A 26,835-nucleotide genomic window follows, 5' to 3' on the forward strand; every position below is an offset into this window, starting at 1 on the left:
GCAGAAGGCGATGCGCGTGGGTACGTTCGTACTGGCAGCCCAGTTCCCGGGCCAGGGACAGGGGGAGGCCCTACATCGGGCGGTGCGATCCGCGGAAGTCGCGGAGGAGTCCGGATTGGACTCGGTCTGGCTCGCGGAGCACCACTTCGTGCCCTACGGCGTATGCCCTTCCGCGGTGACACTCGCCGCGCTCCTCCTCGGCCGCACCCGACGCATCCGGGTGGGTACGGCGGTGACCGTGCTCCCCAGCGTCCATCCGGTGGCGCTGGGCGAGCAGGCGGCACTGCTCCATCTCACCAGCGGTGGCAGGTTCTCCCTGGGCGTGGGCCGCGGCGGGCCCTGGATCGACCTGGAGGTCTTCGGCTCCGGTCTGAGCGCCTATGAGTCCGGGTTTCCCGAGTCCCTGGAGTTGCTGCTGCGCTGGCTGAGGGAGCCGAGCGTCAGCGCGCGCGGTGAGCGGTTCTCCTTCCGGGAGGTAGCGGTCGTCCCCAGAGCCCAGGAACTCATCGGCGGACCACCGCAGGGCCCCGAAGTGATCGTTGCGTGCACCTCCCCGAAGAGTGTGCGGCTGGCCGCCGAGCAGGGGCTGCCCATGCTGTTGGGAATGCACTGCGGTGATGCGGAGAAGGCGGAGATGGTCGCGCTGTGGCGCAGCCATGCGCTGGCGTGCGGTCGGCCGCCCGAGGAGGTGGCCCAGGTCGCACATGTCTCGGCGGGGGTGGCCCAGATCGCGGACACCACGACGGAAGCGGCAGAGGTCCTCGTCAAGGCCATGCCCGGCTGGCTCAAGCAAGGGCTGGACGCCCACATCACGGTCGATGGACGGCGCCGGGTGATGCGTGACCCCGTGGCCTATACGGAGATGCTCTGCGCGCTGCATCCGGTCGGCCCACCGAGGCTCGCCGCGGATCGCATCGCCGCCACCGCCGAACTGACGGGCATCACCCGCTTCGCCCTGCTGACCGAGGGGTCGGGTGATCTTGCCACCACGGAGGAGAACCTGCGCACCCTCGGGTCGGACGTGCTCCCTCTGCTGAGCTGATCCGCCGCCTTCGAGAACGGGGCGGGGCCGGACCCGGCGGTCATGCTCACTGTTCAGGCCCCATGCTGCCGCTCCGGCATCAGTCACGGCTCCCGCGATGCGGAGCGGCAGCAAAAGACATCAGCAGTCGCGCATTTCAGGCGACTGGTTGAGCAGCTGGCCCCTGATGGAGGTGAAGCGGGCAAGCCGCTCATCCACTGACGGGTCCAGCGGGAACACCGCGACGCGATGGCAGTTCTGGAATGCCAAACGCACTCCGAAGTGCCGCTGAAGCGCACCTCGGATCGCGTCACTCGCTAGCGCGCGCAGTAGTTGACCACGGGCCTGCTCGTCCGGCGGGGGCGTCTGGTTGTCGGCGAACTCGCCGCCGTCGACCTTCAGCTGTGCCACCAGGGAACTGACCATCTCCCATGCGTACGGCAGGGAGGTCCGGACGCAGTCGACGAAAGCGGCTTCATCGACTTCGCCTCGCTCGGCCTGTTCCAACAGCGCCGGTGAGACGTCGAGCGACATGGGTTCTCCTCTCGCGACCCCGGGTCACGGGGTCATACGGGCAGGGAAGTAGGCACCGGAGACGCCGCCGCACGGTATGGCGTACGGCGACGCAGAGTGCGCACCCGGCGACCTGCTGCATCCACGGTAAGTGCGGCGTCCAGAGGGCACCAGGAGATTGGGAGGACAACCGGCCAACGACGAACGGGGACAAGTGGGACGACGCGATCCGTCTCAGTCAACCGCAGTGGTGGCCCACAGCGGGAGAACGTAGGAAGAATCGCGCCGGGTGGTGCGCGTCGAGTAGCGTTGCCGTTCATGCGCCTTGTCATCGCCCGCTGCTCCGTGGACTACGCGGGCCGGCTCACTGCCCACCTGCCCTCCGCCCCCCGTCTGATCCTGATCAAGGCAGACGGCAGTGTCTCCATCCATGCGGACGACCGCGCCTACAAACCACTGAACTGGATGTCTCCCCCGTGCACCCTCAAGGAGGGCGACGGCAGTGCCTGGACCGTCATCAACAAAGCGGGCGAGAAACTGATCATCACCATGGAGGAAGTCCTCCATGACTCGTCCCATGAGTTGGGTGTGGACCCTGGCTTGATCAAGGACGGAGTGGAGGCGCACCTCCAGGAACTCCTTGCCGACCGCATTGAGACGCTGGGCTCCGGGTACAGCCTCATTCGCCGCGAGTACCCCACCGCGATCGGCCCGGTGGACATCCTGTGCCGGGACTCCGACGGAGTGACGGTCGCGGTGGAGATCAAGCGGCGGGGTGAGATCGACGGTGTCGAGCAGTTGACCCGATATCTGGAGCTGCTGAACCGCGACCCCCATCTGGCACCCGTCAAGGGGTTGTTCGCGGCCCAGGAGATCAAGCCGCAGGCGCGGGTGCTGGCAACGGACCGGGGCATCGGCTGCGTCGTGCTGGACTACAACGCGCTGCGGGGCATCGAGGACGACAAGCTCAGACTGTTCTAGAGCCGCCGCATTCGAGAACGGACGCCGAGAACAGACGGTGGGGCCCGGAGGCATCGCCTCCGGGCCCCACCGTCTGTTGCTCGCCCGTTCAGATGACCGGGCCTGACGAGTCGGGCGGCGTCGGGGCGGACACCGATGACGACGACCCGTTCGCCGGTGCGCTACTGCTGATCGGCGCGCTCGCGCTGATCTCTGTCGACCCGCTCGGCCTGGGACCGCCGGAGCTGGAGGGCGGTGTGCTGGTGCTCGGCGGGTTCGATGTCGGAGGACCGGGGTTCGACGGGCCCGGAGGCTTGCTGGACGACTGGGATGACGAAGGCTCTGGCGAGGGCCTGGTCGTCCCTGACGACGACGGGCTCTGCGCCGGCTGCGAGGTGCTGGACGACGGGTCCTCGCTGGAGCCGCTCGATCCGCTGGACGCGCTGCTGGACGCGGACGGGCCGGGAGCCCCGGAGCTGGCTGACGGACCCCGAGTGTCAGAACTGACGGGACGCGGCGCGTCGGAATCCGACGCGCCCTCAGCCGGCAGCGTCGGCTCATCCGCCTCAAGGCCGTCCTGACGGTCGTCCACATTCGCCGACTGGCCGTTGCGGACGTTCACACTCGGCTGATCCCGGTTGTCCGATGCCATGCCCAGCGCCAGTACCGTGCCGAGCACGGCCACCACGACCGCGCCGGCACCCGCGGCGATCAGATTGCGGCGGGCACCACGCAGGATGGCGAAGCGGGCTCGGGACGTGGAGCGGCCGTCATCGCCCGTGAAGCTGTACGAGGGCAGGGGGGCTGCGACCACGGTCTCCTGCGGGATCACCGCTGTCTCTTCGGTGTGGGCCTCCGTGGCCACCGCGTCGACGACCGGCACCACGGGCGCCGCGGGGCCGGGCGGCAGCGCGAGGAGGGTCTTGCCCGCGGGGAGCTCCCGTTCGACGCCGCGGGGCGCGACGGGCACCGCGCTCGCGGGCGCCAGGCCGTTCTCCCGGTCGGCGACGAGCGCGAGTGCGCGGCGGCCCGCGACCGTGCCCCGCTTGTCGGCGAGTGCGCCGCGCATGGCGATCGAGGCTTCCAGTTCCGCGCGCGCCCGCTCCAGGCTGTCCGTGCAGAGCGCGAGGACACCCAGCTCATGGTGGAAGTACGCCTCTTCGGCGACCTCACCGGCGATACGGGCCGCCTCGGACCCGATCCGCAGGACGCGCTCCCAGGCGCCCCAGTGCAGTCCGGCCGCGAAGGCCGGCGCGGCGCTCCGGGCGAGCAGCACGGCCGCGCTGGCCTCCGCCGCTTCCGCTCCGGGCACCAGGGCGCTGAGGGTCGCCAGGATGGCGTCCGCCTCGGCCACCGCCCGCTCGGGGGTGACGGAGGGGTGCCCAACCCACCAGGCGTAGTGCTGGGCGGTGGTACGGGCCCGGCCGGCCGACTCGTCGGCGTACCCCTTCTCCGTCAGCTGGACCAGCACTCCGGGGGCGAGCCGGTAGCGCCCGCCGACGGGGGAGAGCAGTCCGGAGCCCATCAACTCACCGATCGCGGAGTCCGCGTGGGTGTCGCCGATGAGGGCCGGTAGATGCGCCTGGTGCGGGACCTCACCCCCGAGTGAGACGGCGAAACGCAGGGCGTTACGGGCGGACTCGCTCAGCCGGGAGGCCAGCAGCGCGGCGGGGGCGGCGCCCTGTCCCAGCGTCGGCAGCGGTAGCTCACCGGCCTCGGCCATGCCGCTGGGCGCGAAGGCCTCAAAGGAGTCGGGGTCTTCGTGGATCTCCGTACGCAGTGCGTCGCCCTGCCGCAGCAGTGCGCCCGCCTGGACGAAGCGCAGCGGCAGACCCTCTGATTCGAACCAGAGGTCTCCCGCCCAGTTCTGCTCGTCCTCGGTGAGTGGCCGGTCCACGGTTCGCCGCAGTAGTTCCAAGGAGGCGGGGCGGCCGAGGCCGACGAGGATGATCTCCTCGAGTCGGGAGTCGGAGAGGGGCCCTGCGGTGTCCGGCGTGGTCGCCATCAAGAAGGCGCACTCGGGGGCCGCGTCGAGGAACTCTTCGAGTGCCGCACCATCAAATTCAAGATCGTCCAGGATGACGACCGCCCCGATCTCCCCTATCTGGGAGTTCAGTTGGGCCCGGTCGGGCCGCTGGCGCGGGGTGCGGTGAATCGCGGCGAACAGTTCGTACAGGAGCTCGGTGGGGGTGCGATGACGGCCGTTGAGACGGATGACTCCGTCGGGCGCCAGGTCGGCGCACTCCCCGGCGACGGTGTTCAGCAAGCTGGTGCGGCCCGAGCCCGGGGGCCCGGTGACCCGTATGGAACGCCCGCGAGCGAGCATCCGTATCAGCCGGGCGCACTCCTCGTCGCGCTCCAGCAGCGGCAGCCGGGGGGTGGCGGGACCCGCCGGTGCCGGAGGCCGGGTGGTGCGCTCCTGCTCGATCCGCTCGGCGGGGGTCCGTCGAGCGGGAACGGTGAGCCGCTCCAGGCCGTCGGGGGTGCCTCCCGGTGGACAGAGCTCAACCTCACTACCGTCCACGGGATTGACGGTGAGGAGGAAGTCACCGGAGACGAGTCGGACCATTCGGGCGAGCGCCGGTGCCGACTGTCCAAAGCCAGGTGCCGCGGCGTCCCGAGGCGGACGCGTCATGTCCGCTTCCACGCCGAAACTCTCGTTCTCCATCGTCCAAGCCCCCAAATGCACTGTGCATAGGTTCGTCTCCGCCACGGTCCCTGCGGAGCCTGCGACAGAGGCGGAGACGAAGGACCTCTCGGTCCCGTCATCCGCCCGGCTGCCGCTGTGGCGCGCTCACCAGCCGTACGAGCCCTGTGGATGGGGCTTGTGAAACGGCGGGGCCAGCGAGCCTCGGACCCCCGCAGGGTATCGCCCCCACCGCGAGGTCCAGCCCCGTCCGCGACGTCACAGTCTCATGAGAATTGGCGCGGGGGCCCGTTCAGAGCCGTCTACCGGCCTTCAGCCGCACAGCTGTTGTACAGCTGTTACCGCGCGGTCGCAGGAGCGTCACCAGTGGTGCGCGCCTTGTTCACATCCCCGGCATCCGGCCAAATCCCCCACATCCGGGAGATCCTGGGAGGCCTCGCACAAGCCTCGATTCACACCCGAGGAAGCGATTCAGCGGCCAGGCCGCCTTCGATCGCCAGGATGCGGTGCAGTCGTGTGGCCACCAGCAGACGCTGCATCTGTGGTGGCACGCTGCGCAGTACCAGTCGTCGGCCGCAGCGTCCGGCCCGGCGGTGGGCGCCCATGATGACCCCGAGACCGGTGGCGTCCCAGGAGTCGAGGTCGGTCAGATCGAGCACCAGATCGCCGGATCCGCCATCGACCGCCGAGTGCAGGACCGTGCGGGCGTCCGCCGCGCTGCGCACGTCGAGGCGGCCCCCGACGACCAGCTCGGCGTGGTCGCCCCTGATGTGCATATGCGCTCCCCGAGAGTGCTTCAGTGCCCTGTGGATATGCCGCCTGCCGCCCTGGCGCCACTCACGCTGGCTGCACTGTCTGTGATGGTTGTGTGTTCTTAACTGTTCTTGTCTTTCACCAACTGACTGCCCAAAGGGCGCTCCAGTTGCTGGTTGTAAGCGAACCGATACCGAATTCACCCCTGCGGGTGATGTCCCGGTGTCCTACGGGCCGGTCAGTGGGTGTAAAAGCCCTGCCCGCTCTTGCGTCCGATGTCACCGGCGTCCACCATCCGGCGCATCAGCTCCGGCGGGGCGAACTTCTCGTCCTGTGACTCGGTGTAGATGTTGCTGGTCGCGTGGAGCAGGATGTCGACGCCGGTGAGATCCGCGGTGGCGAGCGGGCCCATGGCATGGCCGAAGCCCAATTTGCAGGCGATGTCGATGTCCTCGGCCGAGGCCACCCCCGACTCGTAGAGCTTGGCGGCTTCGACGACCAGTGCCGAGATCAGACGGGTGGTGACAAAGCCCGCGACATCGCGGTTGACGACGATGCAGGTCTTACCCACGGACTCGGCGAACTCACGTGTGGTGGCGAGGGTTTCATCGCTGGTCTTGTAGCCGCGTACCAGTTCGCACAGCTGCATCATCGGTACGGGCGAGAAGAAGTGGGCGCCCACGACCCGCTCCGGACGATCCGTCACCGCCGCGATCTTGGTGATGGGGATGGCGGAGGTGTTGGAGGCGAGCACCGCGTCGGCACGGACGATCTTGTCGAGGGCGCGGAAGATGTCGTGCTTGACTTCCAGCTTCTCGAAGACCGCCTCGACCACGATGTCCGCGTCGGCGACGGCGTCCAGATCGGTGGTGGTGGTGATCCGCGCCAACGCGGCCTCAGCGTAGGCCGCTTCGAGCTTGCCCTTGCTGACGAACTTGTCGTAAGAGGCCCGGATGCCGTCGGTGCCACGGGTCAGGGCCTCGTCGGTGATATCGCGCAGGACCACGTCCCAGCCCGCCTGGGCGGAGACCTGCGCGATACCGGCCCCCATGAGTCCGGCTCCGATGACGGCGAGTTTCCTGGCCACTGGCGACAACCCCTTAACACACGTTTACATTTCGCCTCTCGGCCGGAGGTTAGCGGTCACAAGCGGCCATGTGGCCATGAAGAGATGCGCGTCACGTCTCAAATGACGGACATCACACCGAGGCGGGTCATTCGGTCGTTCGGACGGCGTAGTTGAGGACCTTCGCACTGAGCAGTTCCTCGATGCCGTCGAGGAGGTCGAGCGCCTCTCGGGAGACGTCCTCGGGGGTCCGACCGGCCATCATCTCGCGTCCGATGAAGCCCATGGCGGCCTCGTAGACCCAGTTGATCTGTCCGGCCATCAGCGTGGGCCGCGGGTCGGCCGGATCGGCGGCCAGTTCCTCGCGCAGCACCGCTTCCAGATTCTCCAGCACCTCTTGCTGAATGCGCCACAGCCTGGAGCGCAAGGTGGCCGCGTCATGGATGACCAGCAGGAACCGCTTGTATCCCGGCATCAACCCCACCCGGGGCGAGACCCCTTCGACCTCGGCGCGCAACTCCCTGAGGACGGCAGCGGCAGCGGACTCCCCCGGCCCGCGCCCACGGACCCAGCGGGCGAGGCGGTGGGCCATCTCCGGGCTGCGGTCGAGGAAGAGGTCTTCCTTGGTGGCGAAGTAGTTGTAGACGGTGTTCACGGAGACATCGGACGCCTCCGCGATCTCGGCGATCGTGACCGCGTCGAAGCCGCGCTCAAGGAACAGGCCGGTGGCGATGTCGGAGATGTGCTGTCTGGTCTGCCGCTTCTTGCGCTCTCTCAGTCCCTCGGCCATGGCACGCATCGTAGCTTTCCGGACTCCCTTAAATTTTAGAGTCATTGCAAACTTTAAGTGACTCTGCTTTTCTTGGGTCATGGCAGTCATCAGCGCAACCGGGCTCGCCCGGACCTTCCGCACCAAGACCGGCCCCGTGGCGGCCGTACGCGGCATCGACCTGACCGTCCGCGCCGGCGAGGTCATCGGTTTCCTCGGCCCCAACGGAGCCGGCAAGACCACCACCCTTCGGATGCTCACCACCCTGTTGCCGCCCACGGGCGGGACGGCCACGGTCGCCGGTTGCGACCTGGTGCGCGATCCCGTGGGCGTACGCCGCAGAAGTGGCTATGTCGCCCAGTCCGGTGGGCTCGATCCCCACATCAGCGTGCGGGAGGAACTGATCACCCAAGGTCGGCTCTATCGCCTGTCCACAGCGGATGCGACGGCCCGAGCACAGGAGTTGGCTCGGGAGCTGGACCTTGACGGGCTGATGGACCGCCCGACCGGGGCCCTGTCCGGTGGCCAGCGGCGCAAGCTGGACATCGCGATGGGGCTGATGCACCGACCCGAGGTGCTCTTCCTGGACGAGCCGACCACCGGGCTCGACCCCGGCAGTCGGGCCGATCTCTGGGCGCTGGTGCGGTGGCTGCGCGCCGAGCACGGCACCACCGTCTTCCTGACCACCCACTACCTCGACGAGGCCGACGCGCTCGCGGACCGGTTGATCATCGTCGACCGGGGAGTGGTCGTCGCCGAGGGCACCCCGAGCGCGCTCAAGCTCCACCACACCGGATCGGCCGAAGCCACCCTCCAGGACACCTTCCTCGCGATCACCGGCCGAACCCCCACCCCGGCCCACACCGCCCCCGTCGCCGTCTGAGGAGTTCCGATGCTGCTCCAGGACACGGCTCTGATCTTCGGGCGGTACGCCCGGCAGACCCTGCGCTCCAAGTTCCACATCGTCTTCGGCGTCTTGATGCCGCTGCTCTACCTGCTCTTCTTCGGGCCCCTGCTCACCGGGTTACCGCTGGCCTCCACCGGTGACTCCTGGCAGGTGCTGGTGCCGGGGCTACTGCTTCAGCTCTCCCTCTTCGGAGCCTCCTTCGCCGGGTTCGCCATCATCGTCGAGCAGGGCCAGGGCGTGGTGGAACGCATGCGGGTGACCCCCGTCAGCCGGCTCGCCCTGCTGCTGGGCCGGGTACTGCGAGACGCGGCCCTCTTCGTCTTCCAAGCCGTGCTGCTGGTCCTCGCCGCGCTGGTGATGGGGCTGCGCGCACCCCTTGCCGGCATCCTCATCGGCTGGGTGTTCGTCGCACTGCTCGCCGTCTCACTCGCTTCGCTGTCGTACTCACTGGCGCTGAGGGTCCGAACGCCGCACGAGTTCGGACCGGCCGTCAACGCGTTCGTCATGCCCTCCATGCTGCTGTCGGGGCTGATGCTGCCGATGACCCTGGGACCCGGATGGCTGGACGGCCTGTCGCACGCCATGCCGTTCCGTCATCTGGTGGATGCCGTGCGGGACGCCTACGTGGGTGCGTACACGACCGACTCCATGCTGTACGGGGTGCTGGTCGCGATCGGGTTCGCGGTGCTGGCCGTGACGGTCGGCACCCGCGCCTTCCGCACGACCGGAGCCTGAGGGCTGTCCGGCAATACCAGGCAGATGGCCCTTAACTACGCTGGACCCATGGTCAATCTGACGCGCATCTACACCCGTACCGGCGACCAGGGCACCACCGCCCTCGGCGATATGAGCCGGGTCCCCAAAACCGATCAGCGAATCTCCGCCTACGCCGACACCAACGAGGCCAATGCCGTGCTCGGCACGGCGATCGCCCTGGGCCAGCTCCGGGATGACGTCGTCACGGTCCTCGTCCGGGTGCAGAACGACCTCTTCGACGTGGGTGCGGACCTCTCAACGCCGGTGGTGGAGGACCCCAAGTACCCGCCGCTGCGCGTGGAGCAGTTCTACATCGACCGGTTGGAGAACGACTGCGACCAGTTCCTCGCGGAACTGGAGAAACTGCGCAGCTTCATCCTGCCAGGCGGCACCCCCGGCGCCGCCCTGCTGCACCAGGCGTGCACGGTCGTACGGCGGGCGGAGCGTTCCACCTGGGCGGCCCTGGACGCACACGGCGAGACCATGAACCCGCTGACGGCGACCTATCTCAACCGCCTCTCCGACCTGCTGTTCATTCTGGCGCGGATCGCGAACAAGGAGACCGGGGATGTGCTGTGGGTCCCGGGCGGCGAGCGCTGAGTCCAGCGAGGAGCACATGAGACGGGTGCCGACTCGGCCGAGTCGGCACCCGTCTCAGAAGACCACCCGTCTCACCAGGTGATCAGGCCGTCAAGGGCGCCGCACCCGGACCGGCTCCCGATCCGGCTTCAGCTCCCCCGGGTCCTTCTTCGGCCAGATCGTGTAGCCCAGGGCGATCAGCCCATGGATACCGGTGATCTTCCAGGCCTGGTAGATCCAGCCCTCCAGCGAACCCGAGCGCGCCGGGTCACCCACGTACCAGATGGCGAGCAGCAGCAGCCCGCTGGCCACCGCGGCGCCCACCAGCGTGCCGACCCAGATCCTGGCCTCGTAGGCGGCGCGTGCCTTCCCGTACCGGGGCGGCTTCCGGGGCGGCGGAGCGCCCCCGAACCGGTGGGCGGCATGGCCGTCCAGCCACGTGATCGTGCGATGGCCGTGCCCGACGGTGTAGCCGATGTAGAGGGCGGCCAGTCCATGCTTCCAGCTGGGGTCCGAGCCGTTCTTCAGATCGATCGCCGTGACGACCAGCAGCACGATCTCCAGCAGCGGCTCGCACAGCAGCAGGGCCATGCCCGCCCTCGGCATCTTCAGGATGTAGCGGGTGGCGAGCCCCGCCGCCAGCAGCACCCAGAAGCCGACCTCGCAGATGATGATCAACGTGACGATCACGGCCCCACTCCTTTCAACGCTTCAAGCGTCTCGTGGACCCGGCCGACGATCGTCGTCGCCAGTGACGAAGTCGCACTGCATCTTTTGATGTACTCGCAGCTCACCCGGGGCGAGGACGCCCTGAGTGCCGTCCGCCGTGTTGGATGGGAAGGTGACCTTCCCCCGTTTCCACCGCGACGATGCGATTCTCGCCGTGAGCGCGTTCCTCGGTGGCGTACTCCTGTGGTCACTGGGGCTCTACACCCAGTCCAGCCGCGGTGATCTGCCCGCCTGGACCACCCTGGTACCCCTGACCGTGATCTCGGCTCAGTCCCTGCTGCGCCGGGTGGCGCCGCTCGCCATGCTGCCCATCGCCACCGCCGCGCTCATCGCCGACCAGTTCACGGTCGGCAGCCTGATCACGGTGGTGGTCTTCACGGACGCGGTGTACGCGGCGGTCGTCTACGGCTCCCCCACTGCGGCCCGCCGTATCCCGGTGCTCACCGGACTCTTCACCGTCGCCTCGACGATCACGCTTCTCGCCCTGTTCCAGGACCCGGGCGGACTGCTCCTCGGGGTCATCATCGGATTCATCACCCTGGCACCAGCCACCACCGGAAGCATCATCCGCAACCATCGGGAGGCGGCCGACGCGGCCGAGTTGCGAGCGGAACAGACCGCCCTGCTCGCCGAGATGGACCGGGTGCAGGCGGTGACCGCCGAGCGCAGCCGGATGGCCCGAGAACTGCATGATGTCGTCGCCAACCATCTCTCGGCCATCGCCATCCACTCCACGGCCGCGCTCTCCCTCAACGATCCGCGCACCACCGAGGATGCGCTGGGGGTCATCCGGGAGAACAGTGTCGCGGGACTGACGGAGATGCGCCGGCTCATCGGCCTGCTCCGCAACAGCGGTGGCGACCAGGAGTCCTCCGTCGCGCCCACCCTCGCCGGCCTGGAATCCCTGGTCACCCAGGCAGCTACCCATGGCGTCGGCAGTGGACTCGCCTTCAGCCTTGACGACCGCAGGGAGGAGGGCGCCACCCTGCCATCCCCGGTGGAGTTGGCGGCGTACCGAATCGTCCAGGAATCCCTGACCAACGCGCTCAAGCACGCGGGGCCCGGTGAGGTGCGGATCACCCTCACCCATCTGGTGGGCAGCGCGCTGACAGTGGTGGTCACCAGCCCCTTCAGCAGCAGGCCGGGTCCACGGGCACCCGGTTCGGGGGCCGGTCTGGTCGGCATGCGGGAGCGGGTGGCCCTGCTGGAGGGCGAGTTGGAGGCGGGTCCGATCGAGGGGCCGCCTGGTGGCGAGACCAAGATCTGGTGTGTACGGGCGGTTCTGCCCGTAGGGGACGACAAGGAGCCGTCGACATGACGCAGGAGCCGCGCAGCGAAGGTGATCAGCACCCAGCTCGGGTGCGGGTGCTGGTGGCGGAGGATCAGAGCGCGGTACGGGCGGGGCTGGTGCTGATCCTCCGCAGCGCTCCCGACATCGAGGTGATCGCGGAGGCGTCGGACGGGGAGGAAGCGGTCCACCTGGCTCGGGAGCTACGTCCCGATCTGGTGTTGATGGACATTCAAATGCCCCGTCTCGATGGGGTTTCCGCCACTCGTCAGATCGTCGAGGAGCATCTTGCGGATGTCTTGATTCTAACTACCTTTGACCTTGACGAGTACATCTTCGGCGCGCTAAGAGCCGGTGCCGCTGGATTCCTTCTGAAGAACACCGACGCCAAGGACCTTCTGGACGCGGTCCGTACGGTGGCCCGGGGTGAAGGCCTGATCGCACCGGCTGTGACCCGCCGTCTGATCGCCGAGTTCGCCGCCCCGAGTCCCACTCGGGCTCCCGGGGCCCGCGATCCCGAGATCCTCGATGTGCTCACCCGGCGGGAGCGTGAGGTGCTCTCATGTCTCAGCCAAGGACTGTCGAATGCGGAAATCGCGGTACGGCTGTGTATGGCTGAGGCTACTGTGAAAACGCATGTGAGCCGACTGCTAGGAAAGCTGGACCTTCGCAGCAGGGTCCAGGCGGCCGTTCTGGCGCAGGAGTTGGGGATCTAGACCCCATTTCCCCCGCATCGACGACCTACCTTGGTCTGGACCTATTGACGATTGGTCCAGACCTCTTTACTCTCACCGCAACACACGCTGCAGTGAGCCACGCAGAGTGCGCAGTGCACGGTCCTACCCCACTATCCGGACCTCCCCAAGGAGCACCCTTGAGCACTCAACCCCCACCACTCAACGGCTTGAGAAAACGTATGTCTAAAAGATCACGAATAGTCGCGGGAATGACCGCGCTCGCCCTGCCCCTGGCCGCGATGGTCGCCATGGCAACTCCCGCACAGGCCGCAACCTCGGCCTCCGCGAGCTATGTCAAGGGCTCCGACTGGGGCAGCGGCTTCGAGGGCAAGTGGACGGTGAAGAACACCGGCACCACCACCATCAATGGATGGACCCTTGAGTGGGACTTCCCCACTGGCACCAAGGTCACCTCCTCGTGGGACGCCGACATCACCAATGTCGTCAACCACTGGACCGCCAAGAACAAGTCCTGGGCCGGCACCCTGGCCCCCGGCGCTTCGGTGACCTTCGGCTTCAACGGGCAGGGCACTGGCGCCCCGTCCGGTTGTAAGATCAACGGCGCTTCCTGTGACGGCACCCCGAACGACGACCTGCCGCCGAGCGCTCCCGGCGCGCTGAGCTCCTCAGCCGCCGATCTGACCGAGACCCAGGCGAAGATCAGCTGGGGCGCGGCCACGGACGACAAGCAGGTCAAGAACTACGACGTGTTCCGGGACGGGACCAAGGTCGCCACGACCACGGGCCTCACCCACACGGACACGGGCCTGACCAAGGCCACGACCTACGCCTACACCGTGCAGGCGCGGGACAGCGTCGACCAGCTCGGCCCGCTCTCCGGGGCCCTCTCGGTGAAGACCAAGGGCGTCCCTGACCCGGACCCGGACCCGGGTGCCAAGAAGAAGATGGGCTACTTCACCAACTGGGGCGTCTACGGACGCAACTACTTCGTGAAGAACCTGGACACCTCCGGTACGGCGTCGAAGATCACCCACATCAACTACGCCTTCGGTAACGTCCAGAACGGTCGCTGCACCATCGGCGACGCCTACTCGGACTACGACATGGCGTACAGCGCCGACAAGTCCGTCGACGGTGTCGCTGACACCTGGGACCAGCCGCTGCGCGGTAGCTTCAACCAGCTCCTGAAGCTGAAGAAGAAGTACCCCCACATCAAGGTCCTCTTCTCCTTCGGCGGTTGGACCTGGTCCGGCGGCTTCGGCCAGGCCGTTGCCAACCCCACCGCGTTCGCGCAGTCCTGCTACGACCTGGTTGAGGACCCGCGCTGGGCGAATGTCTTCGATGGCATCGACCTGGACTGGGAGTACCCCAACGCCTGTGGTCTGACCTGTGACACCAGTGGCCCCGCGTCCATCACCAACATGATGAAGGCCATGCGGGCCAAGTTCGGCCCGAACTACCTGATCACCGCGGCCACCACCGCTGACGCCTCTGACGGCGGCAAGATCGACGCGGCCGACTACGGCGGCGCCGCGCAGTACCTCGACTGGTACAACGTGATGACGTACGACTTCTTCGGCTCCTGGGACGCAAAGGGCCCGACGGCTCCGCACTCAGCGCTGAACGCGTACCCCGGCATCCCGAAGCCGAAGTTCACCTCGGCTGAGGCCATCGCCAAGTTCAAGGCGAAGGGCGTGCCGGCGAGCAAGCTCCTGCTCGGTGTCGGCTTCTACGGCCGCGGCTGGACCGGAGTGACCCAGGCCGCACCGGGTGGCACCGCCACCGGCGCTGCGCCTGGTACCTACGAGCCCGGCAACGAGGACTACAAGGTCCTCAAGAACACCTGCCCGTCCACCGGGACCGTCGGCGGCACCGCCTACGCCCACTGCGGCACCAACTGGTGGAGCTACGACACCCCGGCGACCATCGGTTCGAAGATGGCCTGGGCCAAGCAGCAGAACCTGGGTGGCGCCTTCTACTGGGAGTTCAGTGGTGACACCACCAACGGTGAACTCGCCAACGCGGTTCACACCGGCCTCCAGTAGCCACTAGCACCACCGCTCAGCACTGCACAGCACAACGCAACACTGCACAGAGAAGGGGCCGGGAGAACCATCTCCCGGCCCCTTCGGCGTACCCGGTCTCCGCCCCTACGAGCTACCGCCCCCGCACCGGTCAAGGCTTCGGCGCGGGCCGGTCGAAAGCCGCTTCCGGCCGGAAGCGTACGTCCGGGCAGGGGCCACGCCACCGCCCCAGGGGCGCCGACCCGCGGGCAGTGGACCCCTTCCCGCGTGTTCTGGGCGCGACGCAGGTCTCACGACCGCGGCCAAGGACCCCGGGCAGTCCGCCGACCATGACCACCCGTACCGACCGCCGTTGACGTAGCGTCGGCACAGCCACGGCACGGGCGCCGTCAACGCGGCGGCGTCTTGGCGAGGGCAGGGCAGGACACCGAGGCCGTGAAGCCCCGGCCGACGCCGGACGCGCTGGCCGTTCCCTCTCAAGGGAAGGGCAGCACCAGCTCGCTCCGGGCAGCACAAAGGGCGTTGCCCTCGCGGACAACGCCCCACCACGCAACCTTCAGAGCCCCTCGCCCCCGGGCCCCATGCCTGTGCTACGCCACATTGACCCGCTGGCCGGGCGGGGCCGCTTCCAACCAGGCGAGGAATCCGGTCAGCGCATCCTCGCTCATGGCCAGCTCCAGGCGGGTTCCTCGATGGAGGCAACCGAGCACAACGGCGTCGGAGAGCAGCGCCAGCTCCTCCTCGCCCTCGGGCGTACGTCGGGCGATCACCTCGATCGCCGAGCGCTCAAGGACACGACGGGGCCTGGGCGCATAGGAGAACACCCGGAACCACATGATCCGGTCACCGCTGTAGCGGGCCACTCCGTACACCCAGCCCTTGCCCGAGACATCGGGCTCCTCGGGCAGGTTCCAGCGGAGGCTGCAGTCAAAGGTGCCGCCGGAACGCTGGATAAGCCGTCGGCGCAGACCAAAGACAAAAAGGCCGATCCCCACCAGTGTGACGACGGCCAGGACGCTCACCAGCACTGCGAGGAACATCTCCACCGACCTCCTCGCATCGTGCTCGTCCTTGTAGTCAAACGAACTTCTCATCGCACCTGCATCGCCTCAGCCGCGACACGGTCTGGACGAGTCCAGACCGGGCCGCGGCTGAGGGTTCGACTGTTGGCGGAGTGCTAGCGCACCGCCACCGCACGCAGTCGGATGTCGGCACGCCGCTCGGCGGCGGCGTCCTCCTCCGACTGCGCGCGCTCCAGCGCACGCTCAGCGCGCTGGGCATCGATCTCGTCGGCCAGCTCGGCGATCTCCGCCAGCAGCGACAGCTTGTTGTCGGCGAAGGAGATGAAACCGCCGTGCACAGCGGCGACAACCGTCCCGCCCCCGTCCTCGGAGGTGGTACGGATCGTCACCGGGCCCGATTCCAGCACACCGAGCAGCGGCTGGTGACCGGGCATGACGCCGATGTCGCCGGACGTGGTGCGCGCGACGACCAGGGTGGCCTCGCCGGACCAGACCTTTCGGTCGGCGGCGACCAGCTCGACATGCAGCTCAGCAGCCAAGGGTGGCTCCTCGGGTCACCACCCGGCGATGATGCCGGGTGTTGGGTCAAAGTCTAATAGGGCTTGCGAAGGGGGACGGGACGGACCCGCCCCCCTTCAAGAGTCAAGGGACTCAGGAGACGCCCAGCTCCTTGGCGTTGGCCTTGAGGTCCTCAATGCCACCGCACATGAAGAACGCCTGCTCGGGGAAGTGGTCGTACTCACCGTCACAGATCGCGTTGAACGCGGTGATCGACTCATCGAGCGGCACGTCCGAACCGTCCACGCCGGTGAACTGCTTGGCGACGTGGGTGTTCTGCGACAGGAAGCGCTCCACGCGACGGGCACGGAGGACGGCGATCTTGTCCTCTTCGCTCAGCTCGTCGATACCGAGGATCGAGATGATGTCCTGGAGGTCCTTGTACTTCTGCAGGATTCCCTTGACGCGCGTGGCGGCGTCGTAGTGCTCCTGCGTGATGTAGCGCGGGTCCAGGATGCGGGACGTGGAGTCCAGCGGGTCCACGGCCGGGTAGATGCCCTTCTCCGAGATCGGACGGGAGAGAACCGTCGTCGCGTCGAGGTGGGCGAAGGTGGTGGCCGGGGCCGGGTCGGTCAGGTCGTCCGCGGGGACGTAGATCGCCTGCATCGAGGTGATCGAGTGACCACGGGTCGAGGTGATGCGCTCCTGGAGGAGGCCCATCTCGTCCGCCAGGTTCGGCTGGTAACCCACCGCGGACGGCATACGGCCGAGCAGGGTGGACACCTCGGAACCGGCCTGGGTGTACCGGAAGATGTTGTCGATGAAGAAGAGCACGTCCTGCTTCTGCACATCGCGGAAGTACTCCGCCATGGTCAGACCCGCGAGGGCGACGCGCAGACGGGTGCCCGGGGGCTCGTCCATCTGACCGAAGACCAGGGCGGTCTTGTCGATAACGCCCGACTCGCTCATCTCGTCGATGAGGTCGTTGCCCTCACGGGTACGCTCACCGACGCCCGCGAACACCGACACACCGTCGTGGTTGTTGGCGACGCGGTAGATCATTTCCTGGATCAGCACGGTCTTGCCGACACCGGCACCACCGAACAGACCGATCTTTCCACCCTTGACGTACGGGGTGAGCAGGTCGATGACCTTGATGCCGGTCTCGAACATCTCCGTCTTGGACTCCAGCTGGTCAAAGCTGGGGGCCTTGCGGTGGATCGGCCAGCGCTCGGTGACCTCGTTGTTGGCCTCGGGGACGTTCAGCACCTCACCGAGGGTGTTGAACACCTTGCCCTTGGTGAAGTCACCGACGGGCACGGTGATGCCCGCACCCGTGTTGGTCACCGGGGCCTGGCGGACCAGACCGTCGGTGGGCTGCATCGAGATCGCACGGACCACGCCCTCACCGAGGTGCTGGGCGACCTCAAGGGTCAGGGTCTTGAGCTTTCCGTCCTCGGCCGGGTCGGCCACCTCGACGGTCAGCGCGTTGTAGATCTCCGGCATCGCGTCGACGGGGAATTCCACGTCGACGACCGGGCCGATGACCCGGGCGACGCGGCCCGTGGCAACGGCCGTCTCAACTGTCGTCGTCATTACTTGTCACTCCCCGCGGTCGCGTCGGCCAGGGCACTGGCTCCACCGACGATCTCGCTGATTTCCTGGGTGATTTCGGCCTGGCGGGCCGCGTTGGCAAGCCGGGAGAGGCTCTTGATCAGCTCTCCGGCGTTGTCGGTGGCCGACTTCATCGCGCGACGGGTGGCGGCGTGCTTGGAGGCAGCCGCCTGGAGCAGCGCGTTGTAGATCCGGCTTTCGACATAGCGCGGCAGCAGGGCGTCGAGGACGTCCTCCGCCGACGGCTCGAAGTCGAACAGGGGCAGGATCTCGCCCTTGGTCCCGCTCTCTTCGACGGCCTTCTCAAGGCTGAGCGGCAGCAGCCGGTTCTGCACCGGTGTCTGCGTCAGCATCGAGATGAACTCGGTGAAGACGATGTGGAGCTCATCCACACCACCCTCGGCCGTGTCCTTCTGGACCGCGGCGATCAGCGGGTCGGCGACCTTCTTGGCGTCCGCGTAGGTCGGGTTGTCGGTGAACCCGGACCACGACTCCGCGACCTTGCGCTCACGGAAGCCGTAGTACGAGACACCCTTGCGGCCGACGATGTAGCTGTCGACCTCCTTGCCCTCGGCCCGGAGCCGGTCGGTGAGCTGCTCCGCCGCCTTGATGGCGTTGGCGGAGTAGCCACCGGCCAGACCGCGGTCGCTCGTGATGAGCAGTACAGCGGCCCGCACCGGGTTCTCGGCCTCGGTGGTGAGGGGGTGCTTCGTATTCGATCCGGTCGCCACCGCCGTCACCGCGCGGGTGAGCTCGGTCGCGTACGGAGTGGAGGCCGACACCTGGCGCTGTGCCTTGACGATACGCGAGGCGGCGATCATCTCCATCGCCTTGGTGATCTTCTTGGTCGCGGTGACGGATTTGATGCGACGCTTGTAGACCCGGAGCTGGGCTCCCATGAGTCAGGTCCCTTCCGTCGTCACTTGCTGGTGCTGACCGGAGCGTCTTCGCCCAGAAGCTTGCCGTCCGAGGTCTCGAACTGGCGCTTGAAGGCGGCGATCGCGTCACCGATGGCCTGGATGGTGTCATCCGACATCTTGGCGCCCTCGGCGATGCTGGTCAGCAGCCCCTTGTGCTCGCGGCGCAGGTGCTCCAGCAGCTCACTCTCGAAGCGACGGATGTCCTCGACCGGAACGTCGTCCATCTTGCCGGTGGTACCGGCCCAGACGGAGACGACCTGCTCCTCGACCGGCATCGGCTGGTACTGGCCCTGCTTGAGCAGCTCCACCATCCGCTTGCCGCGCTCCATCTGCGCCTTCGAGGCCGCGTCCAGGTCGGAACCGAAGGCGGCGAACGCCTCCAGCTCACGGAACTGGGCCAGGTCCACACGCAGTCGTCCGGAGACCTGGCGCATGGCCTTGTGCTGAGCGGAGCCACCGACTCGGGAGACCGAGATACCGACGTTCAGAGCCGGACGCTGGCCGGCGTTGAACAGGTCGGACTCCAGGAAGCACTGTCCGTCGGTGATGGAGATGACGTTGGTCGGGATGAAGGCCGAGACGTCGTTGGCCTTGGTCTCGACGATCGGCAGACCGGTCATCGAACCGGCACCCATGGCGTCGGAGAGCTTGGCGCAGCGCTCCAGCAGACGCGAGTGCAGGTAGAAGACGTCACCCGGGTAGGCCTCACGGCCCGGCGGGCGGCGCAGCAGCAGCGACACGGCGCGGTAGGCGTCGGCCTGCTTGGACAGGTCATCGAAGATGATCAGGACGTGCTTGCCCTGGTACATCCAGTGCTGGCCGATGGCCGAGCCGGTGTACGGCGCCAGGTACTTGAAGCCGGCCGGGTCGGACGCCGGGGCGGCGACGATGGTCGTGTACTCCAGGGCACCGGCCTCCTCCAGCGCGCCGCGCACGGACGCGATGGTGGAGCCCTTCTGGCCGATGGCGACGTAGATGCAGCGCACCTGCTTGTTCACGTCGCCGGAGCGCCAGTTGTCACGCTGGTTGATGATCGTGTCGACGGCCAGAGCGGTCTTGCCGGTCTGCCGGTCGCCGATGATCAGCTGACGCTGACCACGGCCGATCGGCACCATGGCGTCGACGGCCTTGTAGCCGGTCTGCATCGGCTCGTGCACCGACTTACGGACCATGACGCCGGGCGCCTGAAGTTCGAGGGCGCGGCGGCCCTCGGTGTCGATCTCGCCGAGGCCGTCGATCGGGGTACCGAGCGGGTCAACGACCCGACCGAGGTAGCCCTCGCCAACGGCTACGGAGAGGACCTCGCCGGTACGGGTGACCGACTGACCCTCCTCGATGCCGCTGAACTCGCCGAGGACGATCGCACCGATCTCGCGCTCCTCAAGGTTGAGGGCGAGACCGAGGGTGCCGTCCTCGAACTTCAGCAGCTCGTTCGCCATGGCCGAGGGAAGTCCCTCGACCTTGGCGATACCGTCGCCGGCCACGCTGACCGTACCGACCTCCTCGCGCGAGGCCGCGTCCGGCTTGTACGACTGGACAAAGTTCTCCAGCGCGTCCCGGATCTCCTCCGGCCGGATCGTGAGCTCCGCCATCTGGGTTCCCTGCTCTCCTTGTTGGGCCCGAAGTTTCTTAAGGGGTCTGGGGGCCGACCCCCAGGAATCTTCTGCAATCTCTGCACGGCCCAACCGGGCCGCTTACTGCCATGTTCAGTTGGTGACGGCTGTCAGCCGGCCATCCGACGGGTCGCCTCGTCGAGCCGGCTCGCAACCGTCCCGTCGATGACCTCGTCGCCGACGCGCACCGAGATCCCACCGAGGACCTCGGGGTCCACGTCCAGGTTCAGATGCATTTCGCGCCCGTACAGCCTGGCCAGCACACCGCCGAGGCGCTGCTTCTGCCCATCGGTGAGCGGTACCGCCGAGGTGACGACCGCCACCATCCTGTCCCGGCGCGCCGCGGCGAGCTTGGACAGGGAGTCGAGTCCCTGTTCCAGGCTACGTCCCCGGGGCGCGGTGACAAGACGGACGACCAGCCGCTCGGTGACCGGGTTGGCCTTACCGCCCAGCAGGCTGCGCAGCAGCTCCGTCTTGGCGGAGGTGGTGGCGGCCTTGTCGGTCAGCGCGGCACGCAGCTCCGGGGCGGAGTCAACGATCCGGCCGAAGCGGAACAACTCGTCCTCGACATCGTCGAGCGCTCCGGCATGCTGGGCCGAGCTGAGATCGGCGGTTGCCGTCAGCTCCTCCAGCGCGTCCACCAGATCGCGCGACCGCGACCACCGGGAGCGGACCATGCCCGAGACCAGATCAACGGTCTCACCGCTGACCTGCCCGCTGAGCAGGCGCGACACCAGCTGGGCCTTGGCCTCGCCGGCCTGCGCCGGGTCGGTCAGGACCCGACGCAACGACACCTCGCGGTGCAGCAGCGCGGTGACGGAGGCCAGCCCCGCAGCGAGGCTCGCCCCGTCGACGGACGTGGAGTCCGTCAACGCGTCGAGGGACTCGCGTGCAGTGGCCAGAGCCTCGCGGCTCGCTCCGTTCAGCGGCTTCACCGGGTGGCCTCTGCCTTCACAGCGCCGTCTTCCAGCTCGTCGAGGAAGCGGTCGATCGTGCGGCTCTGCCGGGCGTGGTCCTCAAGGGACTCGCCGACCAGCTTGCCGGCCAGATCGGTCGCGAGCTTGCCGACGTCCTGACGGAGCGCGCCGGCCGCGGCCTTGCGGTCGGCCTCGATCTGGGCGTGACCCGCGGCGATGATGTCCTCACGCTGCCGCTGGCCTTCCGCCCTCATCTCCTGGATGATCGCGGCGCCCTGCTCGGTGGCCTCCTGGCGCAGCCGAGCGGCTTCGTGGCGGGCCTCGGCGAGCTGGGCCTTGTACTGCTCAAGTACGCTCTCGGCCTCGGTCTTCGCCGCGTCAGCCTTCTCGATGCCGCCTTCGATGGCTTCCCGACGCTGCTCCAGAACCTTGTTGATGTTCGGGAGGAGCTTCTTGGCGAGGAAGAAGAAGACGATGGCGAACGCGATCAGGCCGATGATGAGCTCGTCGGCGTGCGGGATGAGCGGCGGCTGCTCCGCCCCCGCTGCCGCAAGATTGAACTGAGTCACATCAGTGCCTTCCGTGAAATGTTGGCTGTCAGGTCCGCGTCTTAGTAGACGAAGCCCATGACGATGCCAATGAGGGCGAGCGCCTCACAGAAGGCGAAACCCATGATCTGGTTGGTACGGATCAGGCCGGCAGCTTCGGGCTGACGGGCGAGGGCCTGGGTACCGTTACCGAAGATGATGCCGACGCCGACGCCGGGGCCGATGGCGGCGAGACCGTAGCCGATCGAGGCGACGTTTCCTTCGACGGCGGCAAGGGTCTGGAGAGCGGACATGCCGGTTCTTCCTTCTCTTTCAAGGACCCGGTGGGGGTTGGCCACCGGACGTCTGGGATGGAGTGGCGGGCGAGGTTTGGCTCAGTGGTGCTTGGCGAGCGCGCCCTGGATGTAGCTGGAGGCCAGCAGGACGAAGACGTATGCCTGAACTGCCTGGATGAAGAGCTCGAAGACGATCATCACCATCACCAGCACGAAGGACGTACCGGCGTAAGCGAAGCCGATGCCGCTCATCAGGTAGTAGGTGGCGAGGCTGAACATCACGATCAGCAGGTGGCCGGCGAACATGTTCGCGAACAGTCGGACCGCGTGCGTGAACGGGCGGATGAGCAGGTTGGAGAAGAACTCCAGGACCACGACGAGCGGCAGGATCGGGCCGAGCGACTTGTCGTAGCCGGTGATGTTCTTCCAGCCGCCGACGAATCCGTGCGTCTTAAAGGTCAGTCCGACCCACAGGACGTACACGATCAGGGCGAGGCCGGCCGGGAAGGCGATGAGCGATGTCACCGGGAACTGGGCGAGCGGAATGATCGACCAGAGGTTCATCAGCCAGATGAAGAAGAACAGCGACACCATCAGCGGGACGTACTTCTCGCCGTCCTTCTTGCCGATGATCTCGTACACGATGCCGCGGCGGACGAAGTCGTACCCCGCCTCACCGATCATCTGGACCTTGCCGGGGACGAGCTTCGGCTTGTTGAACGCGGCCCAGAAGAAAGCGATCACCAGGAACGAGCTGATGAAGGCCAACAGCATCGGCTTGGTGAAATCGAAGCCACTCACCGTAAAGATCGGCTCGTAGAGGAAGGTGTGCAGGCCCGGAGCTGGGAACCCGCACCCAGAAAAGAGCTGGCAATCAGGGTCGAAGGCGAGCATCTGGGGGTCAGCACTCACCGCGGGCTCCTTCAGCGTGGCGCATAGGTACGGCAACCTCGTTGTGTCGGCGCGGCGCGCAGCCGCGGTTCGGCACTGGACTGGTGTTACGGATGTGAGGGCGGCTGGCGGGCATGGAGCCTCGCGTATGAGCAGGCGTCAGCTCAGATGCCCGCGCCCGCAGAGCCGCAGTTGGCACCGGACGATAGCAGGAAGTGGAACGGGTCTTTATACCGCCCCTACCTTTCACGTCGGCGACCCGGCGTTCTCGGCCTTCTGGCCCTTGGCGCCCTCGGGTTCCACGTAAAGGATCTTGGCCTTCATGTAAGCACGCGCCTGCGCGGCGACCCAGACGAGGGTCGTCGCGAGCAAGGTGAAGGCCATGGCCCTGGAATGGAAGGCCGTGGTGTCCTTGAACGCCGCCATGAAGATAAAGAGCAGCAATAGCTGTGCGGTATAGAGCATCAATCCCATGGCCTGGAACAAATGCGGCAGCGACCTGGCTGTCCGCTGGAGCACCACGAGCCCCATACCCATAAAGAGGATGACCACCAGGGCGCCGATTGCCGCACCGATCGCCCCCTTCCCACCGACGACGCCCCAGCTCACCGCGACGGCAACAACGCCGGCGGCAGCCGTGGGTACGACAGTGTGAATGAGGGTGCGTGCGTCATTGGACGGCATGGCGGCAGCTCCGCTTGCTTGATGGGGGCAGTGGTGTCGTCATGGACGAGCGTAATCCGGGTCCGAGTCAGTTCCTCGGGGCCAACAGACCGTCGCACTACGGTCCCTTGGCTCTGTCGCCGGTTCTCGTGAACCGTATCACAAACTATTTGAAGAGGTCTTTACCCGCCCGTGTGCCAACTATCACACATGAGAGCGAACGTGCGCGTGTGTGCACAGAACGCCCATTGTTTCGTCTGATATTGGGCGGCAATGAGTTATTCGTCAGTGACGACTAACGGCCTTCCTGTGCGCGGAAGCGCGCGACCGAGCGCCCATGGCGGTCGCTCCGTTGACGCCCACCGGCAGCGAAACACGCTGGTCGGCGGCCTCAGATGCCACAGGAGTCCCACCCACGTCAAGAGCAACAGATTCCGAACCAGCGGAAGACGGCAAAGGCATCGACTCTGCAACGTTCTTGCGTCGCCGATATCGCGGTGGAACAAATGCCTCCGCCCATCGGGGAGCACGCGGAGTAAACCTCGGCAACAACAGCAGCCCCAGGCCTACCGCGGATAGCGCAACAATCACCATCACGATCCACATCGATGCGGAGTGGACCGAGTACCCGACAACACCAAAGGCAATCAATGCCGACCAGAAGTACATGATCAAAACTGCCCTGCTGTGGGAGTGCCCGACCTGGAGCAGCCTGTGGTGCAGATGCCCGCGGTCGGCCGCGAAGGGCGACTGTCCGTTCCAGGTGCGTCGCACGATCGCCAGCACCAGGTCGGCGACCGGGATGGCGATGATCGTCAACGGCAGCAGCAGCGGGATGAAGACCGGGAGGGCCGCGTGGGTGGCCTGGCGCGTACCGCCCTCGAAGATCTTCAGGGCGTCCGGGTCCACCTGCCCGGTCACCGAGATGGCCGCGGCAGCGAGCACAAGACCGATCAACATCGACCCCGAGTCGCCCATGAAGATGCGCGCCGGGTGCATGTTGTGCGGCAGGAAGCCGAGGCACATACCCATCAGGATCGCGGTGAACAGGGTGGCCGGAGCCGCTGCCTCGATGCCGAAGCTGAACCAGATGCGGTACGCGTAGAGAAAGAAGGCGGCCGCGGCGATGCAGACCATCCCCGCCGCCAGACCATCGAGGCCGTCGACGAAGTTCACCGCGTTGATGGTGATCACCACGAGCGCCACCGTGAGCAGGGTGCCCTGCCAGGACGTCAACGAGACCGTGCCGACACCGGGGACGGGAATCCACAGGATCGTCAGACCCTGCACCACCATCACACCGGCGGCGATCATCTGACCGCCCAACTTGATCAGGGCGTCGATCTCGAACTTGTCATCGAGAACCCCGATGATCCAGATCAGGGCGGCACCGGAGAGCAACGCTCTGGGCTCGTTCGACAGCTCGAAGGCGCTGTTCAGATTCTGCAGGTGGTCGGCGACCAGCAGCCCCGCGCACAGCCCGAAGAACATGGCGATGCCACCGAGCCGCGGTGTCGGTTCTCGGTGTACATCACGCGCGCGGATCTCCGGCATCGCTCCGGTCGCGATGGCGAACTTCCGCACCGGACCGGTTAGCAGATAGGTCACCGCGGCTGTGACACAGAGCGTCAGCAGATAATCACGCACGGGCTGCCCCACAGGAATCGCTGGCCATCTCAGCCCCACACCCTAGCTGCGGTAGCCACATGGTTGAGGACACCAGGGGTGCCGATAATGGTTGCACCTGAGTCCGGCTACCCCCGATAAGGCGGAAATCTACCCGCAAGCTCGCGTACTTCTGTACGCACTCTCCGCGACAGCTCACCATCATCGTGGATCACCAGGGCGAAAACACCCGCAATCCGGGCCATCTCCGTCTCGCCCATCCCCTGAGTGGTCACCGCAGCGGTACCCAGACGAAGACCTCGGGCCTCCCCGTAGGGCAGAGCGCAGGTATCCAACACCAACCCGGCCTGCGCCAGCCGGTCCCTGGCGGTCTTGCCGTCCAGCCCGAGCGGCGAGGGGTCCGCGCTGATCAGATGCGTATCCGTACCGCCCGTGAGCACGCGAAACCCCTCCCCCTCCAGACCCGCCGCCAGCACCCGGGCGTTGTGAACCACCTGATGGGCGTAGGTGGTGAAAGCCGGGGTCGCCGCCTCACCGAACGCCACCGCCTTGGCCGCGATCGTGTGCATCTGCGCACCGCCCTGCGTGAAGGGAAACACCGCACGGTCCACCCGTTCGGCAAGCTCCGCACCACAGAGGATCATCCCGCCCCGGGGCCCGCGCAGGACCTTGTGGGTCGTCGCGCAGACGACATCGGCGTACGGAAGTGGGCTGGGGGCCGCACCGCCGGCGATCAACCCCATGGGGTGAGCGGCATCGGCGATCAGATACGCGTCGACCTCGTCGGCGATCTCCCGGAAGAGCGCGTAGTCCGGGTGCCGGGGATAGGAGATCGACCCGCACACAATGGCCTTGGGGCGGCGCTCCCGGGCCAGCGCACGGACCTGGTCGTAGTCGATCAGCCCGGTCTCGGCGTCGGTGCCATAGCCGACGAAGTCAAACCAACGGCCGGAGAAGTTCGCCGGCGAGCCATGGGTGAGATGACCACCGTAGGGCAGCCCCATGGCGAGGACCGTGTCACCGGGCCTGAGCAGAGCCGCATAGGTCGCCAGCACCGCGGCGGACCCGGAGTGCGGCTGAACATTCGCGTGCTCGGCTCCGAACAGGGCGGTCGCCCGTCGCACGGCCAATCGCTCGGCTGCATCGACAAGATCACAGCCACCGTGGTGGCGAGCCCCCGGATAGCCCTCGGCGTACTTGTTCGCCAGCGGTGAGCCCAGAGCGGCGAGCACCGCGGGAGAAGCGAAGTTCTCGGCTGCGATGAGCTGAAGACTGTCACTTTGACGGGCCAGCTCGCCCAGGACGATCTCGGCGATTTCAGGATCCTGGCGCAGGAGGGTGTCAAAGTCCGCGGGGGTGGGGGTGCTGGTGCCTGCGGCGATGACAGCCATCGTGGGCTCCGGGCCTCGCGTTCGCGGTAAAGGCGTGCCCCTCCAATGTAGACCGCGCGCAGAGGGGGTGCCCGATACCGCACGCCCTCGCCGGGAGTCCCGCCCCACCCCTCACAGAACCGCCCGACCAGCGACCTCCCCCACGCC

At 67.1% G+C, this 26,835-nt stretch carries 26 protein-coding genes; 8 read left to right on the forward strand and 18 right to left on the reverse strand.

Going from position 1 to position 26,835, the window contains the following annotated elements:
• Positions 1 to 10 precede the first annotated feature (10 nt).
• A complete protein-coding gene (locus NBG84_RS05985; protein ID WP_250918217.1) occupies positions 11 to 1,042 on the forward strand; it encodes an LLM class flavin-dependent oxidoreductase in 1,032 nt (343 codons plus the stop codon).
• 120 nt (positions 1,043 to 1,162) lie between these two features.
• Here the strand turns inward: NBG84_RS05985 and NBG84_RS05990 are convergent, their stop codons facing one another.
• On the reverse strand, positions 1,163 to 1,555 hold the full coding sequence (locus NBG84_RS05990; RefSeq protein WP_250918218.1) for an SCO5389 family protein: 393 nt from the start codon (positions 1,553 to 1,555) through the stop codon (positions 1,163 to 1,165).
• A 297-nt stretch (positions 1,556 to 1,852) separates the two neighbouring features.
• Here NBG84_RS05990 and nucS point away from each other — a divergent pair, with 297 nt between their 5' ends.
• Positions 1,853 to 2,515, forward strand: coding sequence for an endonuclease NucS (gene nucS, locus NBG84_RS05995; RefSeq protein WP_250918219.1), 663 nt, complete (start codon positions 1,853 to 1,855; stop codon positions 2,513 to 2,515).
• Positions 2,516 to 2,603: 88 nt separating this feature from the next.
• Here nucS and NBG84_RS06000 read toward each other — a convergent pair whose 3' ends face one another.
• From NBG84_RS06000 to NBG84_RS06015, 4 genes are all read right to left on the reverse strand, one after another.
• A complete protein-coding gene (locus tag NBG84_RS06000) occupies positions 2,604 to 5,129 on the reverse strand; it encodes an ATP-binding protein (RefSeq protein WP_250918220.1) in 2,526 nt (841 codons plus the stop codon).
• A gap of 464 nt (positions 5,130 to 5,593) precedes the next feature.
• Positions 5,594 to 5,917 (reverse strand): STAS domain-containing protein, encoded by a 324-nt coding sequence (locus tag NBG84_RS06005; RefSeq protein WP_250918221.1) that lies wholly within the window; start codon positions 5,915 to 5,917, stop codon positions 5,594 to 5,596.
• 215 nt (positions 5,918 to 6,132) lie between these two features.
• On the reverse strand, positions 6,133 to 6,981 hold the full coding sequence (locus NBG84_RS06010) for a 3-hydroxyacyl-CoA dehydrogenase family protein (protein WP_250918222.1): 849 nt from the start codon (positions 6,979 to 6,981) through the stop codon (positions 6,133 to 6,135).
• A 127-nt stretch (positions 6,982 to 7,108) separates the two neighbouring features.
• Positions 7,109 to 7,750 (reverse strand): TetR/AcrR family transcriptional regulator, encoded by a 642-nt coding sequence (locus tag NBG84_RS06015; RefSeq protein WP_250918223.1) that lies wholly within the window; start codon positions 7,748 to 7,750, stop codon positions 7,109 to 7,111.
• Between the two features lie 79 nt (positions 7,751 to 7,829).
• Here NBG84_RS06015 and NBG84_RS06020 point away from each other — a divergent pair, with 79 nt between their 5' ends.
• The 3 genes from NBG84_RS06020 to NBG84_RS06030 are packed head-to-tail and all read left to right on the forward strand — an operon-like array spanning position 7,830 to position 9,992.
• Positions 7,830 to 8,612 (forward strand): ABC transporter ATP-binding protein, encoded by a 783-nt coding sequence (locus tag NBG84_RS06020; protein WP_250918224.1) that lies wholly within the window; start codon positions 7,830 to 7,832, stop codon positions 8,610 to 8,612.
• A gap of 9 nt (positions 8,613 to 8,621) precedes the next feature.
• Positions 8,622 to 9,371 carry an ABC transporter permease gene (locus tag NBG84_RS06025; protein ID WP_250918225.1) on the forward strand — a complete coding sequence of 250 codons (750 nt, stop codon included), beginning with the start codon at positions 8,622 to 8,624 and terminating at the stop codon, positions 9,369 to 9,371.
• Positions 9,372 to 9,419: 48 nt separating this feature from the next.
• The gene (locus NBG84_RS06030; RefSeq protein ID WP_250918226.1) at positions 9,420 to 9,992 is read left to right on the forward strand and encodes a cob(I)yrinic acid a,c-diamide adenosyltransferase; all 573 of its coding nucleotides are present in this window, start codon (positions 9,420 to 9,422) and stop codon (positions 9,990 to 9,992) included.
• 90 nt (positions 9,993 to 10,082) lie between these two features.
• Here NBG84_RS06030 and NBG84_RS06035 read toward each other — a convergent pair whose 3' ends face one another.
• Positions 10,083 to 10,661 carry a hypothetical protein gene (locus NBG84_RS06035; protein ID WP_250918227.1) on the reverse strand — a complete coding sequence of 193 codons (579 nt, stop codon included), beginning with the start codon at positions 10,659 to 10,661 and terminating at the stop codon, positions 10,083 to 10,085.
• 151 nt (positions 10,662 to 10,812) lie between these two features.
• Here NBG84_RS06035 and NBG84_RS06040 point away from each other — a divergent pair, with 151 nt between their 5' ends.
• The 3 genes from NBG84_RS06040 (at position 10,813) to NBG84_RS06050 (ending at position 14,731) form a co-directional block, all read left to right on the forward strand.
• Positions 10,813 to 12,018 carry a sensor histidine kinase gene (locus NBG84_RS06040; RefSeq protein ID WP_250918228.1) on the forward strand — a complete coding sequence of 402 codons (1,206 nt, stop codon included), beginning with the start codon at positions 10,813 to 10,815 and terminating at the stop codon, positions 12,016 to 12,018.
• Positions 12,015 to 12,704, forward strand: coding sequence for a response regulator (locus NBG84_RS06045; RefSeq protein ID WP_250918229.1), 690 nt, complete (start codon positions 12,015 to 12,017; stop codon positions 12,702 to 12,704). The genes NBG84_RS06040 and NBG84_RS06045 overlap by 4 nt, the downstream gene beginning before the upstream one ends.
• Positions 12,705 to 12,904: 200 nt before the next feature.
• Entirely contained in the window at positions 12,905 to 14,731 is a 1,827-nt protein-coding gene (locus NBG84_RS06050; protein ID WP_250918230.1) for a glycosyl hydrolase family 18 protein, read from the forward strand.
• Between the two features lie 569 nt (positions 14,732 to 15,300).
• On the opposite strand, the gene NBG84_RS06055 is transcribed toward NBG84_RS06050, so the two are convergent.
• From NBG84_RS06055 to NBG84_RS06110, 12 genes are all read right to left on the reverse strand, one after another.
• The gene (locus NBG84_RS06055; protein ID WP_250918431.1) at positions 15,301 to 15,750 is read right to left on the reverse strand and encodes a DUF2550 domain-containing protein; all 450 of its coding nucleotides are present in this window, start codon (positions 15,748 to 15,750) and stop codon (positions 15,301 to 15,303) included.
• A gap of 137 nt (positions 15,751 to 15,887) precedes the next feature.
• The gene (locus tag NBG84_RS06060) at positions 15,888 to 16,271 is read right to left on the reverse strand and encodes a F0F1 ATP synthase subunit epsilon (RefSeq protein WP_250918231.1); all 384 of its coding nucleotides are present in this window, start codon (positions 16,269 to 16,271) and stop codon (positions 15,888 to 15,890) included.
• Positions 16,272 to 16,383: 112 nt separating this feature from the next.
• Entirely contained in the window at positions 16,384 to 17,826 is a 1,443-nt protein-coding gene (atpD, locus tag NBG84_RS06065; protein WP_250918232.1) for a F0F1 ATP synthase subunit beta, read from the reverse strand.
• Positions 17,826 to 18,743, reverse strand: a complete 918-nt coding sequence (locus NBG84_RS06070) for a F0F1 ATP synthase subunit gamma (RefSeq protein WP_250918233.1) — start codon at positions 18,741 to 18,743, stop codon at positions 17,826 to 17,828. Before NBG84_RS06070 ends, atpD begins: the two co-directional genes overlap by 1 nt.
• A gap of 20 nt (positions 18,744 to 18,763) precedes the next feature.
• Complete coding sequence (atpA, locus tag NBG84_RS06075) at positions 18,764 to 20,356, reverse strand: F0F1 ATP synthase subunit alpha (protein WP_250918234.1); 1,593 nt, start codon at positions 20,354 to 20,356, stop codon at positions 18,764 to 18,766.
• A gap of 131 nt (positions 20,357 to 20,487) precedes the next feature.
• Entirely contained in the window at positions 20,488 to 21,303 is an 816-nt protein-coding gene (locus NBG84_RS06080; protein ID WP_250918432.1) for a F0F1 ATP synthase subunit delta, read from the reverse strand.
• Between the two features lie 5 nt (positions 21,304 to 21,308).
• Positions 21,309 to 21,863 (reverse strand): F0F1 ATP synthase subunit B, encoded by a 555-nt coding sequence (locus tag NBG84_RS06085; RefSeq protein WP_250918235.1) that lies wholly within the window; start codon positions 21,861 to 21,863, stop codon positions 21,309 to 21,311.
• 41 nt (positions 21,864 to 21,904) lie between these two features.
• Positions 21,905 to 22,135: an ATP synthase F0 subunit C gene (gene atpE / locus NBG84_RS06090; RefSeq protein WP_137993321.1), complete on the reverse strand. Its 231-nt coding sequence runs from the start codon at positions 22,133 to 22,135 to the stop codon at positions 21,905 to 21,907.
• Positions 22,136 to 22,216: 81 nt separating this feature from the next.
• Positions 22,217 to 23,029 carry a F0F1 ATP synthase subunit A gene (atpB, locus tag NBG84_RS06095; RefSeq protein WP_250918236.1) on the reverse strand — a complete coding sequence of 271 codons (813 nt, stop codon included), beginning with the start codon at positions 23,027 to 23,029 and terminating at the stop codon, positions 22,217 to 22,219.
• Positions 23,030 to 23,254: 225 nt separating this feature from the next.
• Positions 23,255 to 23,692 (reverse strand): Cg1360 family ATP-synthase-associated protein, encoded by a 438-nt coding sequence (locus NBG84_RS06100; protein WP_250918237.1) that lies wholly within the window; start codon positions 23,690 to 23,692, stop codon positions 23,255 to 23,257.
• Between the two features lie 264 nt (positions 23,693 to 23,956).
• On the reverse strand, positions 23,957 to 25,318 hold the full coding sequence (locus NBG84_RS06105; protein WP_250918238.1) for an MraY family glycosyltransferase: 1,362 nt from the start codon (positions 25,316 to 25,318) through the stop codon (positions 23,957 to 23,959).
• Positions 25,319 to 25,425: 107 nt separating this feature from the next.
• Positions 25,426 to 26,688: a serine hydroxymethyltransferase gene (locus NBG84_RS06110; RefSeq protein WP_250918239.1), complete on the reverse strand. Its 1,263-nt coding sequence runs from the start codon at positions 26,686 to 26,688 to the stop codon at positions 25,426 to 25,428.
• Between the last annotated feature and the right edge of the window lie 147 nt (positions 26,689 to 26,835).

The organism is Streptomyces albipurpureus (assembly GCF_023701525.1).
Classification (GTDB): domain Bacteria; phylum Actinomycetota; class Actinomycetes; order Streptomycetales; family Streptomycetaceae; genus Streptomyces; species Streptomyces albipurpureus.

What these genes read in the sequence shown, in the direction of transcription:
- NBG84_RS05985 (WP_250918217.1), top strand. Translation starts at nt 11, where the DNA reads ATGCGCGTGGGTACGTTCGTACTGGCAGCCCAGTTCCCGGGCCAGGGA.
- NBG84_RS05990 (WP_250918218.1), bottom strand. Translation starts at nt 1,555, where the DNA reads ATGTCGCTCGACGTCTCACCGGCGCTGTTGGAACAGGCCGAGCGAGGC.
- nucS (WP_250918219.1), top strand. Translation starts at nt 1,853, where the DNA reads ATGCGCCTTGTCATCGCCCGCTGCTCCGTGGACTACGCGGGCCGGCTC.
- NBG84_RS06000 (WP_250918220.1), bottom strand. Translation starts at nt 5,129, where the DNA reads ATGACGCGTCCGCCTCGGGACGCCGCGGCACCTGGCTTTGGACAGTCG.
- NBG84_RS06005 (WP_250918221.1), bottom strand. Translation starts at nt 5,917, where the DNA reads ATGCACATCAGGGGCGACCACGCCGAGCTGGTCGTCGGGGGCCGCCTC.
- NBG84_RS06015 (WP_250918223.1), bottom strand. Translation starts at nt 7,750, where the DNA reads ATGGCCGAGGGACTGAGAGAGCGCAAGAAGCGGCAGACCAGACAGCAC.
- NBG84_RS06020 (WP_250918224.1), top strand. Translation starts at nt 7,830, where the DNA reads ATGGCAGTCATCAGCGCAACCGGGCTCGCCCGGACCTTCCGCACCAAG.
- NBG84_RS06025 (WP_250918225.1), top strand. Translation starts at nt 8,622, where the DNA reads ATGCTGCTCCAGGACACGGCTCTGATCTTCGGGCGGTACGCCCGGCAG.
- NBG84_RS06030 (WP_250918226.1), top strand. Translation starts at nt 9,420, where the DNA reads ATGGTCAATCTGACGCGCATCTACACCCGTACCGGCGACCAGGGCACC.
- NBG84_RS06045 (WP_250918229.1), top strand. Translation starts at nt 12,015, where the DNA reads ATGACGCAGGAGCCGCGCAGCGAAGGTGATCAGCACCCAGCTCGGGTG.
- NBG84_RS06050 (WP_250918230.1), top strand. Translation starts at nt 12,905, where the DNA reads ATGTCTAAAAGATCACGAATAGTCGCGGGAATGACCGCGCTCGCCCTG.
- NBG84_RS06055 (WP_250918431.1), bottom strand. Translation starts at nt 15,750, where the DNA reads ATGTTCCTCGCAGTGCTGGTGAGCGTCCTGGCCGTCGTCACACTGGTG.
- atpD (WP_250918232.1), bottom strand. Translation starts at nt 17,826, where the DNA reads ATGACGACGACAGTTGAGACGGCCGTTGCCACGGGCCGCGTCGCCCGG.
- NBG84_RS06070 (WP_250918233.1), bottom strand. Translation starts at nt 18,743, where the DNA reads ATGGGAGCCCAGCTCCGGGTCTACAAGCGTCGCATCAAATCCGTCACC.
- atpA (WP_250918234.1), bottom strand. Translation starts at nt 20,356, where the DNA reads ATGGCGGAGCTCACGATCCGGCCGGAGGAGATCCGGGACGCGCTGGAG.
- atpE (WP_137993321.1), bottom strand. Translation starts at nt 22,135, where the DNA reads ATGTCCGCTCTCCAGACCCTTGCCGCCGTCGAAGGAAACGTCGCCTCG.
- NBG84_RS06100 (WP_250918237.1), bottom strand. Translation starts at nt 23,692, where the DNA reads ATGCCGTCCAATGACGCACGCACCCTCATTCACACTGTCGTACCCACG.
- NBG84_RS06110 (WP_250918239.1), bottom strand. Translation starts at nt 26,688, where the DNA reads ATGGCTGTCATCGCCGCAGGCACCAGCACCCCCACCCCCGCGGACTTT.